General features: G+C 65.8%; 9 protein-coding genes. 6 read left to right on the top strand and 3 right to left on the bottom strand.

Annotation, left to right across the window (positions count from 1 at the left end; all coding sequences use genetic code 11):
* Positions 1–13: 13 nt before the first annotated feature.
* The 3 genes from leuA to BH95_RS16490 all read right to left on the bottom strand — a co-directional run bounded on the left by leuA (position 14) and on the right by BH95_RS16490 (position 4997).
* Positions 14–1825, bottom strand: a complete 1812-nt coding sequence (leuA, locus tag BH95_RS16500) for a 2-isopropylmalate synthase (RefSeq protein WP_019662920.1) — start codon at positions 1823–1825, stop codon at positions 14–16.
* 179 nt (positions 1826–2004) lie between these two features.
* The gene (locus tag BH95_RS16495; RefSeq protein WP_019662921.1) at positions 2005–2238 is read right to left on the bottom strand and encodes a hypothetical protein; all 234 of its coding nucleotides are present in this window, start codon (positions 2236–2238) and stop codon (positions 2005–2007) included.
* 107 nt (positions 2239–2345) lie between these two features.
* Entirely contained in the window at positions 2346–4997 is a 2652-nt protein-coding gene (locus BH95_RS16490) for a LuxR C-terminal-related transcriptional regulator (protein WP_244165002.1), read from the bottom strand.
* Between the two features lie 447 nt (positions 4998–5444).
* Here BH95_RS16490 and BH95_RS16485 point away from each other — a divergent pair, with 447 nt between their 5' ends.
* From BH95_RS16485 to BH95_RS16460, 6 genes are all read left to right on the top strand, one after another.
* The gene (locus tag BH95_RS16485; protein WP_019662923.1) at positions 5445–6710 is read left to right on the top strand and encodes an aspartate kinase; all 1266 of its coding nucleotides are present in this window, start codon (positions 5445–5447) and stop codon (positions 6708–6710) included.
* Positions 6707–7729 (top strand): aspartate-semialdehyde dehydrogenase, encoded by a 1023-nt coding sequence (locus BH95_RS16480; RefSeq protein WP_019662924.1) that lies wholly within the window; start codon positions 6707–6709, stop codon positions 7727–7729. The genes BH95_RS16485 and BH95_RS16480 overlap by 4 nt, the downstream gene beginning before the upstream one ends.
* Before the next feature lie 114 nt (positions 7730–7843).
* On the top strand, positions 7844–9613 hold the full coding sequence (locus BH95_RS16475; RefSeq protein ID WP_037185176.1) for a multicopper oxidase family protein: 1770 nt from the start codon (positions 7844–7846) through the stop codon (positions 9611–9613).
* A 90-nt stretch (positions 9614–9703) separates the two neighbouring features.
* Entirely contained in the window at positions 9704–10285 is a 582-nt protein-coding gene (locus tag BH95_RS16470; protein WP_019662926.1) for a TetR/AcrR family transcriptional regulator, read from the top strand.
* Positions 10279–11754, top strand: coding sequence for a flavin-containing monooxygenase (locus BH95_RS16465; protein WP_020110991.1), 1476 nt, complete (start codon positions 10279–10281; stop codon positions 11752–11754). The genes BH95_RS16470 and BH95_RS16465 overlap by 7 nt, the downstream gene beginning before the upstream one ends.
* Positions 11751–13439 carry a GMC oxidoreductase gene (locus BH95_RS16460; RefSeq protein ID WP_037164354.1) on the top strand — a complete coding sequence of 563 codons (1689 nt, stop codon included), beginning with the start codon at positions 11751–11753 and terminating at the stop codon, positions 13437–13439. Before BH95_RS16465 ends, BH95_RS16460 begins: the two co-directional genes overlap by 4 nt.
* Positions 13440–13442: the final 3 nt, after the last annotated feature.

The raw sequence follows: 13442 nt of genomic DNA, 5'->3' as shown, positions 1-13442 counted from the left end.
GTGCAGCGGAGTCCTACTTCAGCGCCCGGTTGACGGCCGAGACGACGGCGCGCAGGGATGCTGTGGTGATGGAGGTCGCGATGCCCGCGCCCCAGACGGTGACGGCGGTGCCGTTGGGTCCGGTGACGGAGGCTTCGACGTAGGCGGCGGCCTGGGCGTCGTCGCCGGCGGACATGGCGTGCTCGGAGTAATCGAGGACGCTGACGTCGTAGCCGACGGTCGACAGTGCGTCGACGAAGGCTGCGAGCGGGCCGTTGCCGGAGCCGGTGATGTCCTGTTCGACGCCGTCGAGCTTGACCGTCGCGACGATGTTGTCGGTGCCGCCGTCTGTTTCGGCGGCGATGACGCGCTGCTTGATGCGTTCGAGCGGGCGGATCGGCGACAGGTATTCCTGCGCGAAGACGTCCCACATCTCCTTGGGCGAGACTTCGCCGCCTTCACCGTCGGTGATGCGCTGCACGGCCTGAGAGAACTCGATCTGCAGTCGACGTGGCAGTGCCAGACCGTGATCGGACTTCATGATGTACGCGACGCCGCCCTTGCCGGACTGCGAGTTGACTCGGATGACGGCCTCGTAGGTGCGGCCGACGTCCTTCGGGTCGACGGGCAGGTACGGAACCTGCCAGGTGATCTCGCCGATGTCCGAACCCTGCTCGTCCGCAGTGGCTTTCATCGCGTCGAGGCCCTTGTTGATGGCGTCCTGGTGGCTTCCGGAGAACGCGGTGTACACCAGGTCGCCGCCGTACGGGTGGCGCTCGTGCACGGGCAGCTGGTTGCAGTACTCGACGGTGCGGCGTACCTCGTCGATGTTGGAGAAGTCGATCTGTGGGTCGACGCCGCGGGTGAACATGTTGAGCCCCAACGTGACCAGGCAGACGTTGCCGGTGCGCTCACCGTTGCCGAACAGGCATCCCTCGATGCGGTCGGCGCCGGCCTGGTAGCCCAGTTCGGCGGCAGCGACGCCGGTTCCGCGGTCGTTGTGCGGATGCAGCGACAGGATGATGCTGTCGCGCCGGTTCAGGTTGCGGCTCATCCACTCGATCGAGTCGGCGTAGACGTTGGGCGTCGCCATCTCCACCGTTGCGGGCAGGTTCAGGATGATCGGCTTCTCGGGCGTCGGATCGATGATGTCGACGACGGCGTCGCACACCTCTTTGGCGTACGCCAGCTCGGTGCCGGTGTAGGACTCGGGCGAGTACTCGTACCGCCAGTCGGTGTCGGGGTAGTTCGCGGCGACCTCGAGGCATTTACGTGCGCCGTCGGTGGCGATCTTCTTGATGACGTCACGGTCGGCGCGGAAAACGACGCGCCGCTGAAGAATGGACGTCGAGTTGTAGAAGTGGACGATCACGTTCTTCGCGCCCTCGCAGGCGAGGTACGTGCGTTCGATCAGTTCCGGCCTGCACTGAGTCAGGACCTGGATGGTCACGTCGTCGGGGATCGCGCCGTCTTCGATGATCTCGCGGACGAAGTCGAAGTCGGTCTGGCTCGCGGAGGGGAACCCGACCTCGATCTGCTTGTAGCCCATACGAACCAGCAGATCGAACATCCGACGCTTGCGTGCGGGGCTCATCGGGTCGATGAGGGCCTGATTGCCGTCACGCAGGTCGACGGCGCACCACTGCGGTGTTCGGTCGATGACCTTGTCCGGCCACGTGCGGTCGGGGAGCGTGATGGGCTCCACCTCGTCGGCGAACGGGCGGTACCGGTACGTCGGCATCGACGAGTTCTTCTGGGTGTTCCACACGGGCTGATCGCTGGGCGCGGGCCGTGACGGAGGGGTGATGGTGCGCGATCCGGATGTGAATGCGTCGGCAGGTGACATTGGTGTGATCTCCGAGGTTACTGGCTGTACTTGGATATCGACCGGCGCGATGAAACCCCGCGACGGGAAGCCAGTCTGGATCAGACCCCGTCGCGGCGATCGAGGAGAAGCGCGCGCTGCATGGATGCGAGTGTACTACTGCACCTCCACCTCTCACGGCCGGGTTCGCCGATCTCGTGTCAGTCGGGTAAACGACGCAATTCGACGACGGTCAGACCGAGGGCGTCGAACCGAGCCAACATGCCGCGCAGGGCGGTGTCGTCGTCGATCGGCCCGAACATTCGAGTGAACGTAGCGGGGACACGTGCGATCGACAGATCGGGGAACGCGGCCTTCGCACGTTCGGACAGGTCGCCTTCGACGACGAACTCGTACCGAACTCCGTGCGATATGCCGCCAGCGGGTTGAGCCATGTGCCCTCGCTCCACGAAGAGAATCGATGCTTCTCCACCAGCGTCCGCGCCCGGGTCGTCCACTGCATCACCCGTAGCAGATGAATGAATCGCAAGGGGAGCGTCCGTCAGAGCAGCCCGAGTTCGTGGGCGGCGGCGATGGCGTCGCGGCGAGATCGGACTTCGAGCTTGCGGTAGATGCCGCGCAGGTGTGTCTTGATGGTGTTGACGGAGACGAAGTGGTCCGCGGCGATCTGCTCGGCCGTCCGCCATGACGGGAGTTCGCGCAGCAGTTCCAGCTCGCGACGGGTCAGTGCGGCATTCGGTGACCGGTCGACTCCGGCTCCCGAGTGTGGAACCGAGGCGCGGGCGAGGTCCGCGAAGGGCTCGAGAAGCCCGAACCTGCCGTGGTTGTGGGTCAGGACGTCGCGCACGGTGGTGCCCGCTTCCGCGAACGGAAGCAGAATCGACTCCGGTTGTGCGGCGGTCAGGGCAGCGACGGTGGAGTCGAAGGCGCGGGTGGGGTTCTTGCGTTCGACGGCGACAGCGGCGGCTGCGAGCAAGGCGCGGATCGAATTCACCGGGTTCAGGCAGCGCTTGGTGCCGTCGATGACGCGGGTCAGTTCGGCGTCGGCGGCGTCGAGACGCCCGGCTCGGCGGTGCAGTTCGGCCGCCAGGAGGTGGACTTCACCGACCGGACCGAGCCTCCGCGCGGTCAGGTCGACGAACTCCGCGGCGCGATGAAGTTCTCCCTGCCCGAGGTGTCGACGTTGAATCATCGGGGCCAGCAAGGCCTCGAATCCGGGTAGCGCCGGCCGTTCCAGGTCGGCTCGATCACGCTCGCTCGGCGCGGAACGGCCCGGCTCGTCGGATGCGCCGAGGGCCCACCGTGCCCGGCGTCCGTAGCTCGCGATGGCCAGGTCCGGTGAGGTGCAGATCGCGCGCCAGACGTCGTCGGGTGCAGCGTCTGCCGGCGTCAGCCGCACGATGCCGACGAGCAACTCGACCGACTGCGCGACGGCATGCACGGGCGATCCGGTGAGTCCGTGCGTCCGCGAGTAGTGGAGTGCGTCGTGCGCGGCGGTGTGTGCGTCGGTCAATTGTGACGCGAGGAAGTGACTTCCGGCGATCGTCGCCAGGCATGTGAGTGCGGTGAGGTGCAGATGTCCAGCCTGTGCGTGCGCGACGGCGTCGGACAGATGGACGTCCGCGGCGGCGCGTCGTCCGAGATGCAGTTCCGCGAGGCCCGCGACCATCGACGCGTAGGCGTCGAGATCCGGAGACCCTGATTGTCCGATTCCGACGCGCAGGGCCCGGTCCAGCGGCGTCGCCACGGTCCCCGTGTAGAGCGATGCGTGCAGATCGAGGGCCCTGCGCAGTACCTCGGCGCGAGGGTCGCCGAGGCCGTCGCCCGATCGTCGAAGCGCGGACAGGATGCTCACCGCGGGTGCGATCCGGCCGGTTGCCAGGAGAGCGGCCGCGCTGACCAGTCCTGTCCGAACATCGCGTCGAACATCTGCCGGGCTCTGCTCGACGGCGTCGAGTACCTGGGGGCCGTCTCCGCGCAACACCATGCCCAGGCCGGACTCGGACAGTATGTCGACGATTCGTGTGCAGTCGGCGGCGTGCACGCTGTGCTGGAGTGCGAACAACGGGTGGCGAGTGTCGGTGAACCACGAGGACGTGACGCGTTCGAGGTTCCTGATCTGCTCCGCCCCCAGACGTGCGATCTCCGCGCGGAGATAACCGCGCATGAGCGGGTGGTACCGGTAGCCGGTCTCGGGCCCGGGAATGCGATCGACGAGGAAGTTCTGGGCGAGAAGGCCGTCGATGATGTCCTGGCACCGACGGTCACCGGTGAGCTTCTCCGCGAGGTCGGCCGTGAACCAGTCGGGAACGGACGTCTCGATCAGGAACGTCCGGACGTGAGGCGGAAGGTTGGAAAGGACTTCCCCGACGAGGTAATCCGCGACGGTGTGCTGCGTCCCGGTGAATGCGTCGATGACCTCGGACGGCGGTCGCGCGCCCGTCAACGTCATTCCCGCAAGCCGCAGACCGGCCGCCCATCCCTCGGTCCGAACCATCAACTTGGACAGATCGTCCTCTGCGAGAACGGTTCCGGTGCGCGCCAACATCGCGGCAGCTTCGTCCGCGGTGAACGCGATGGCGGCCGGGGAGATGTCGTGCACTCGACCGTCCAGACGTAACTTCTGCAGCGCCAGAGGTGGTTCGAACCGTCCGGCGAGAACCGTGCGGACAGTGCGCGGCGGCCACCGCAGGAAATTGCCGAGCAACGACAGTGCGTCGTCGTCGTGGAGTAGATGCGCGTCGTCCAGGATCAACGTCACCGGACCGTCCACCGTGTCGAGTGCCTCCACGAGCAGCGCACCGAAGCTGCCCGGCGAGCCTGCAGGTGACGGCACCCGTGCCATCGCCTCGCTCAGCTCGTGCGAGCCCGCATGCTCGAACGCCGAGACGACCGACGATCGCAGATGCGCGACATCGTTGTCGGACTCCTCGACGGTCAGCCAGGCCACCGACCCGGCACGCGCACGTTCGTCGGCGCCGATCCAGTCGACCAACAGGGTCGTCTTACCCGACCCCGCCGGTGCGGTCACCAAGGTCACCACCGAGGGATCGGCGTCGTCGAGCATCGTGAGCAGGCGCGGCCGGCTGATCGTGGTTCGAGGACGAAGCGGAATTCTGCTGCGCAGCTCGGGCGGCGTCACCGAGGGCTGCCGAGACGGCGTCGAGAGTGAAGACAGGGGCAACGTGGTCATACACGACCCTCTCCCGACGAAAAAGGCGCATGTGATGCGATGGACTGGCCAATAGTATTCCGGTTCTTGCGATTTCGGGAAGTAACGCTCGATTCGGACACCGTTCGGTTCGCTTTGGAGGGGCTCAGGCGGAAGGCCGTCCGAGGAGAGTCGGCCGATCGGTACCCACCCGCCGAAACCGCCCGTTTATCCGGATGGACTCCACGTTTCACCCTCCTCGCATCGGGGTGACCCGGGCACCGGCGTCGGACGAATATCCTGGATTCGGGGCCGGGCTGGGACGTGAGCGGCCGGGGGAGACGCTCCCGGTGCCCGTCGGCGGACGGAAGACGCAGGTCAGGGGCGCTGTTGCCGTACCACCAGCGCAAGGAGAGGCCGGACCTCGGTAAGGTAGCTCCGGCAAGTTGCACCAATCGAGACGCACCCAAGCAGCGGAGGTACACACGCGTGGCTCTCATCGTCCAGAAGTACGGTGGATCGTCGGTGGCTACCGCCGAACGTATCCGACGCGTTGCTGAACGAATCGTCGAGACCAAGAAGGCGGGCAACGACGTGGTCGTCGTCGTGTCCGCGATGGGTGATACCACCGACGAGCTCCTCGACCTGGCCGAGCAGGTCTGCCCAGCGCCACCCGCGCGTGAAATGGACATGCTGCTGACGTCGGGTGAGCGCATCTCCAACGCCCTCGTCGCGATGGCCATTCATTCCCTCGGTGCCGAGGCACGCTCCTTCACCGGCTCGCAGGCAGGCGTCGTCACGACGAGCGTGCACGGCAACGCCAAGATCATCGACGTCACCCCCGGCCGCGTGCGCGACGCCCTCGACGAGGGTTCGATCGTTCTCGTCGCCGGTTTCCAGGGCGTCAGCCAGGACAGCAAGGACGTCACGACGCTCGGACGCGGTGGCTCGGACACCACGGCCGTCGCCCTCGCGGCGGCATTGAACGCCGACGTCTGCGAGATCTACACCGACGTCGACGGCATCTTCACCGCCGACCCCCGCATCGTTCCGAATGCACGCCACCTCGACACGGTCTCGTTCGAGGAAATGCTCGAGATGGCGGCCTGCGGAGCCAAGGTGCTCATGCTGCGCTGCGTCGAGTACGCACGTCGCTACAACGTTCCCGTACACGTACGGTCGTCGTACACCACGAAACCCGGAACCATCGTCTCCGGATCTATGGAGGACATTCCAGTGGAAGAAGCCATTCTCACCGGCGTCGCACACGATCGCAGCGAAGCCAAGGTCACCGTGGTCGGCATCCCCGACTCCCCGGGGTACGCGGCGAAGATCTTCCGCGCCGTCGCGGATGCGGAGATCAACATCGACATGGTGCTGCAGGGAGTGTCCAAGGTCGACACCGGCAAGACCGACATCACGTTCACCTGCCCCAAGTCCGACGGCCCGACGGCCGTGGAGAAGCTCACCAAGCTGCAGTCCGAGATCGGGTTCGCGCAGGTCCTCTACGACGACCACATCGGCAAGGTCTCCCTCGTCGGCGCAGGCATGAAGAGCCACCCGGGCGTCACGGCCACGTTCTGCGAGTCCCTCGCGGACGCAGGTGTCAACATCGACCTGATCAGCACGTCGGAGATTCGTATTTCCGTGTTGGTCAACGACAATCAGCTCGACGAGGCCGTGCGTGTACTGCACGAGGCATTCGATCTCGGCGGCGACGAAGAAGCCGTCGTACACGGAGGTACAGGACGATGACCGTAGTTGCAGTCGTAGGAGCCACCGGCCAGGTCGGCGCCGTCATGCGAACCCTGCTGGAAGAGCGCAACTTTCCTGCAGACACGGTTCGGTTCTTCGCGTCGGCGCGGTCGGCGGGCAAGAAGCTGCCGTTCCGCGGCGAGGAGATCATCGTCGAGGACGCATCCACCGCCGACCTCGCCGGGATCGACATCGCGCTGTTCTCCGCCGGTGCGACCCTCTCTCGCGAGCAGGCCCCGCGCTTCGCCGCGGCCGGTGCCGTCGTCATCGACAACTCCTCGGCGTTCCGCAAGGACCCCGAGGTTCCCCTCGTGGTCAGCGAGGTCAACCCCGACGCGGCGAAGAACCCGCCCAAGGGCATCATCGCCAACCCCAACTGCACCACGATGGCCGCGATGCCGGTCCTGAAGGTGCTGCACGACGAGGCGGGCTTGCAGCGCCTCATCGTCTCCAGCTACCAGGCGGTCTCCGGCAGTGGCCTGGCCGGAGTCGAAGAACTCGCCACCCAGGCGCGTGCCGTCATCGACGACGCGGAAAAGCTGGTGCACGACGGTTCGGCGGTCGACTTCCCGGCGCCGAACAAGTACGTCGCGCCCATCGCCTTCAACGTGTTGCCGCTCGCGGGATCGCTGGTCGACGACGGTTCCGGCGAGACGGACGAGGATCAGAAGCTCCGTAACGAGTCGCGCAAGATCCTCGGGCTGCCGGACCTGCTGGTCAGCGGCACGTGCGTCCGTGTTCCCGTCTTCACCGGCCACTCGCTGTCGATCAACGCCGAGTTCGCGTCGCCGTTGTCGGTGGAGCGCGCACGGGAACTGTTGGCGTCGGCACCGGGCGTCGAGCTCGTCGACGTTCCGACCCCGCTGCAGGCTGCGGGCAAGGATGCATCGCTGGTCGGTCGGATCCGTCAGGACCCGGGCGTTCCCGAGGGCCGCGGACTCGCGCTCTTCGTGTCCGGCGACAACCTGCGCAAGGGCGCTGCTCTGAACACGATCCAGATCGCAGAACTGCTCGTTTAGGCGCCTTCGGCGCGCGTGAGTGGAAATGTAGGCTCCGGGGCAGGAGCGGAGCCGACGGAGCGACCAGAATGCACCGAATTTCCACTCACAACAGGGGGGTGTCGTGTGAACGAGATGTCACGGCGATCCGCGTTTCGCCTGGCCGTCTTCGGTGTCGTCGCCGCGGCGCTGCCGGCGTCGTCGGCCGTGCGCCGCGCGACTGCGGACGACATCTTCGGCGGCCACAGTCCACTGCTGTTCCATTCGCCGCCCCTGCAGCCGTTCCGCGACGAGCTACCCCGTCTGCCCGTCGTCTCCGGCACTGCCGTCGAGCTGAGGGCGCGAAGCGGATCGCATTCCTTCCACGCGGATCTCGCGCCCGGTCCGACGTTCGGTTACGGCGATCTCGACTACCTCGGGCCGACGATCGAGAGCGTCCAAGGCCAGCCCTGGACGTTGCGCTACAGCAACGACACGGACGGTAATCCGTTGGCCGCCGATGTCGACACCTCCCTGCACGGCATGAGCGAACACGACCGGCACATGACGCCGACCTCGCTGCATCTGCACGGGGCGATCACGCAGCCCGATTCCGACGGGCACTCCGAGATGCTGGTCCGTCCCGGCGAGTCGCTGACCCACAGTTTTTCCGGCCTGAACGACGCGGCCGGGTTGTGGTACCACGATCACGCGATGTCCATGACGCGCATCAACGTCTACGCGGGGCTCGTCGGCGTCAATATCGTTCGTGATCAGCATGATTCGGGGGCAGCGGATAATTCGCTCGGACTCCCGTCCGGCGAGTTCGAGATCCCGCTGGTACTGCAGGAGAAGATCATGAATCCCGACGGATCGATGAGCATTCGGTCCAACATTACTGTGCCGCAGGGCAAGTGGGAGGGCGGCGGAACCGGCGACGTCGGCGTCGTCAACGGAAAGATATGGCCGACGATGGAAGTCGCGCGCGGCCTCTACCGGTTCCGTATCGTCAACGCAGGTTCGTACTCGGTGTGGAATCTGTTCATGTCGGGCCAACAGAGCGCGCAGCGGCTGCAATTCTGGGTCATCGGGAACGACGGCGGACTGCTCGACGCACCCGTTCGAACCGACAGTGTTCGCCTCGCGCCCGCGGAGAGAATCGACGTCCTGGTCGACTTCGGGGCCGCAGAACCCGGCGAGTTGATCGAACTGCGCAACGACGAGCCGCCACCGGCGCAAGCCGCGTCGCTGGGAGCGATACCGATGCCGTTGTTCTGCCAGTTCAGGGTGGCGTCGGGCCGCGGGTTCACCGGCGACGTCATGACCATGTACCGAGGCGGGAAGGGGCAACCTCCGCTTCTGCCCGCGCTGCTTCAGGTGCAGGTGCAACGCACCGTGACCGTGAACCAGCCGTCGGCAGGCCTGTCGTTGGCACCGCCGATGATGACGCTCAACAATCTGCGGTACAGCGACCCGGACATCGAGATGCCCGCGCAGGGAGCCGTCGAGCAGTGGAACATCGTCAACACCACGCTCGAACCGCATCCGATTCACCTGCATCTGGTGCATTTCCGGACCCTCGGTCGTGCTCCGATCGACCTCGCTGCGTACCAGCGCGACAATCCGCGCCCCGACGTCGGGGTCAAATGGGCCCCCGACGTCGAGCGGTACGTCACCGGGCCGCTTGCTGCGCCTGCGCCGTGGGAAGCGGGTGCCAAGGACACAGTGAACACGTACCCGGGGACGGTCACGCGGATCCTCGTCCGGTTCCCCCGCGCCGACGAACTCGGATTCGACCCGGACGCAACGTTTTCCGCCGGGTCCGGCGGGCACCACGGCTCGGCCGAGCTGCAGGGGTACATGTGGCACTGCCACATGCTCGACCACGAAGACCACGAAATGATGCTCCGCTACCGCCTGGTGTGAGGCCTGCCGTGTGATCGTCGACGGCCGATCCAACTGCCGAACTAAAAAGCAGTCTGGACTGTTTGTTGATTTTCGGATACGGTCAGCAGTGTGACCCAGAGCACCGAACTGACCGAACGCCGCACGCAAGCGGAACGCACGGCGGGCACGCAGGCCAAACTGCTCGACGCGGCGATCGAGTGCCTCGTCGAACTCGGCTTCGCGCGGACCAGCACGCAGGAGATCGCTCGACGTGCCGGCGTGTCCCGAGGAGCGCAACTGCATCACTTTCCGACGAAGGAAGCGTTGGTCACCGCGGCCGTCGGCCATCTGGTGGACAAGCGACTCGCAGAAATCCTGGCCGCGAAGCCCGATCCCGAGCGCGGTGTCGAGGTGTTGAGCGAAGCATTCTCCGGCCCACTCTTCTACGCGGCGCTCGAACTGTGGGTCGCCGCCAGGACCGACGCCGCCCTGCACGAGGCGATGCTTCCGCTCGAACGCAAGGTGTCCGAGGCGCTGATGGGAGGTGCGTCCATCGTCATGGGTAGCCGGATGTCCACCGAGAGCATCGAACTCAGCATAGAACTGGCTCGCGGACTGGCCGTGTCGGCCTTGTTCCGTAGCCCCGACGCCGACGCCGCACTCCGGTCGCGGTTGTTGCCCGCATGGGAGCAGAAGGTGATGGAATGGTGATCCCCAGTTCGGTCGATGTACTGGTCGTCGGCGCAGGATTTGCTGGAATAGCCGCGGCCACCAAGGTTCTCGACGCAGACCCGTCGGCGGACGTGCTCGTCATCGAACGTGCTGCCGACGTCGGCGGAACGTGGCGTGACAACACGTACCCCGGGTGTGCGTGTGACGTGCCGACGTCGCTCTACTCGTTCTCGTTCGCGCAGAGCCCCGAGTGGACGCACACGTTCGCCCGTCAGCCGGAGATCTACGCATACCTCAGGGGAGTCGTGGAACGGACGGGTCTGCGCGAGCGCATCGTCACCGAATGCGAATTGCTCGGCGCCACCTGGGATTCCGCATCCTCTCGGTGGAACGTGCAGACGTCGTCCGGCCCGGTGTCGACGCGTGTGCTCGTCGCGGCGACGGGTGCTCTGTCGACTCCGAAACTTCCCGAGGTGCCCGGTATCGAGACGTTCACCGGCGAGATGTTCCACTCCGCGACGTGGAACCACGATCACGACCTGACGGGTAAACGCGTCGCCGTCATCGGCACGGGCGCATCCGCCGTGCAGTTCGTGCCCGAGATCGCCGACCGTACCGAGCGGCTCACGGTGTTCCAACGAACTCCCGCCTGGGTCATTCCTCGGTTGGACCGCACCCTCGGCCGCGTCGAGAAGGCGATGTATCGGCGTTTCCCCCTGTCGCAGAAAGCGGTTCGGGCGGCCATCTACAGCTACCGGGAGGCGTACGTCCTCGGTCTGGCGCGCTTTCCCAAGGTGCTACCGCTGGTGTCGATCGTAGCGAGGACGCACCTGCGTCGGCAGGTGAAGAACCCGGCGAAGCGGGCGGCTCTCACACCGAACTTCGTCATCGGATGCAAGCGGATCCTGCTGTCCAACGACTGGTTGAAGACCCTCGACCGAAGCGATGTCGACCTGGTGGCAAGCCGGCTCGCTTCGATCGGGGAGAACTCGGTCAGCGCGGCCGACGGCACGTCCTACCCGGTGGACACGATCATCTTCGCCACCGGATTCACCCCGACGGAGCCACCCGTCTCCCACCTGCTCGTCGGCGACAACGGGGAGACGCTCGCTCAGAAGTGGGGTGGCAGCCCCAACGCATTCCGAGGCACCACCGTCAGCGGATTCCCGAACCTGTTCCTGATGTACGGGCCCAACACCAACCTCGGCCACAGTTCCATCGTCTACATGTTGGAATCCCAGGCCGAGTACGTGGTGTCCGCGTTGGCGCAGATGCGTGAGCGGGGCATCGGCTCCGTCGACGTCACGGAAACCGCCCAGAAGGAATACAACACGTGGATCCACGACTCGCTGGCCGGAACGGTGTGGAACTCCGGCGGTTGCTCGAGTTGGTACCTGGACTCCGAAGGAAAGAATCCGGTGATGTGGCCGACCTACACGTTCACGTTCCGTAACTCGACCCGGACGTTCGACTTGGACAAATACGAAACGAAAGGATCTGCGAGATGACCCATTTCGACGTTCTTGTCATCGGATCAGGGTTCGGCGGTAGCGTCAGCGCGCTCCGCGCCGTCGAGAAGGGGTACAGCGTCGGCGTGCTCGAATCCGGCCGGCGCTTCGCCGACGATCAGCTGCCGAAGACCAGTTGGCGACTCAGAAAGTACCTGTGGGCGCCCGCCCTCGGATGCTACGGAGTACAGCGCATTCATCTGCTCCCCGACGTTCTCGTCATGGCGGGCGCAGGCGTCGGCGGTGGATCGCTGAACTACGCCAACACTCTGTATCAGCCCCCGAAACGGTTCTTCGAGGATCCGCAGTGGGCAAGCATCACCGACTGGCACCGTGAACTCGGCCCGTACTACGACCAGGCCAAACGCATGCTGGGCGTCGAGACCAACCCCACGATCACCCCGTCGGACAAGGTCATGAAGGAAGTGGCCGAGGACATGGGGGTGGGGGAGACGTTCACCAGCACACCCGTCGGTGTGTTCTTCGGTCAGCCGGGAAGGACCGATCCGGACCCGTTCTTCGGCGGCGTCGGGCCGGCACGGACCGGCTGCACCGAATGTGGATCCTGCATGACGGGATGCCGCGTCGGGGCGAAGAACACACTCGTCAAGAACTACCTCCATCTCGCGGAACACGCCGGCGCACAGATCTTCCCGCTGACGACGGTCACCTCGGTTCGGCCACGCGCAGGGGGAGGCTACGAGGTGGTGACGCGTCGCACGGGCGCAAAACTGCGCCGGGCCGACACCGTCATGACTGCCGACCAGGTGGTCTTCGCGGCGGGTACCTACGGCACCCAGAAGCTGCTGCTGGCGATGAAGGAGACCGGGCAGCTGCCCAAGCTGTCCGACCGGATCGGCGGCCTCGTCCGAACGAACTCCGAGGCTGTCCTCGCCGCAACCGCGCGGGGTCGCGAGATCGACTACACCCAGGGCGTCGCCATCACATCGTCGTTCCATCCGGACGATCACACGCACATCGAACCCGTTCGATACGGCAAGGGCAGCAACGCAATCGGACTTCTGCAGACAGTGCTGAGCGACGGAGGGGGCCGCACGCCTCGGGTGCTGAAGACTCTCGGCGTCGCGCTGCGTCACCCCGGTGCTGCGCTGCGCAGCCTGTCCGTCCGTCGCTGGTCCGAACGCACCGTCATCGCACTCGTCATGCAGACCGACGACAATTCACTGGAACTGGGTTCGAAGAAAGGGCTGTTCGGCAGGCGTCTGACCAGTCGTCCCGGCCAGGGCGACCCACCTCCGCAGTGGATCCCGCAGGGGCACGAGGCAATACGCATGCTCGCGGACAAGATCGGGGGTGACCCGGGTGGCTCCATCGCGGAAATCGTCAACATCCCGATGACGGCGCACTTCCTCGGAGGGTGCGCGATCGGGGAGAACCCCGAGCGCGGCGTCGTCGACGCCTACCACCGGGTCTACGGATACGACGGCCTTCACGTCGTCGACGGCTCAGCAGTGAGCGCCAATCTGGGCGTCAATCCGTCCCTGACGATCACCGCCCAAGCCGAGCGCGCCCTCGCGTTGTGGCCGAACAAGGGCGAGACCGATCAGCGCCCGTCTCAGGGTCAGCCCTACCGCGAGATCAAGCCGACACAGCCACGCTCGCCGGTAGTGCCCGCCTCGGCCCCCGGTGCCCTGCGGCTGCCCCTGACCGTGAAAGGAGCGTGACGT

The organism is Rhodococcoides fascians A44A (genome assembly GCF_000760735.1).
Lineage (GTDB): Bacteria > Actinomycetota > Actinomycetes > Mycobacteriales > Mycobacteriaceae > Rhodococcoides > Rhodococcoides fascians_E.
Note: the sequence above shows the minus strand (reverse complement) of the source record. Positions and strands in the feature narration are given on the sequence as shown.

Bases quoted from the DNA above. Each gene is read 5' to 3' on its own strand.
- leuA (WP_019662920.1), bottom strand. From the start codon at position 1,825: ATGTCACCTGCCGACGCATTCACATCCGGATCGCGCACCATCACCCCT.
- BH95_RS16495 (WP_019662921.1), bottom strand. From the start codon at position 2,238: ATGGCTCAACCCGCTGGCGGCATATCGCACGGAGTTCGGTACGAGTTC.
- BH95_RS16465 (WP_020110991.1), top strand. From the start codon at position 10,279: ATGGTGATCCCCAGTTCGGTCGATGTACTGGTCGTCGGCGCAGGATTT.
- BH95_RS16460 (WP_037164354.1), top strand. From the start codon at position 11,751: ATGACCCATTTCGACGTTCTTGTCATCGGATCAGGGTTCGGCGGTAGC.
- BH95_RS16475 (WP_037185176.1), top strand. From the start codon at position 7,844: ATGTCACGGCGATCCGCGTTTCGCCTGGCCGTCTTCGGTGTCGTCGCC.
- BH95_RS16480 (WP_019662924.1), top strand. From the start codon at position 6,707: ATGACCGTAGTTGCAGTCGTAGGAGCCACCGGCCAGGTCGGCGCCGTC.
- BH95_RS16490 (WP_244165002.1), bottom strand. From the start codon at position 4,997: ATGACCACGTTGCCCCTGTCTTCACTCTCGACGCCGTCTCGGCAGCCC.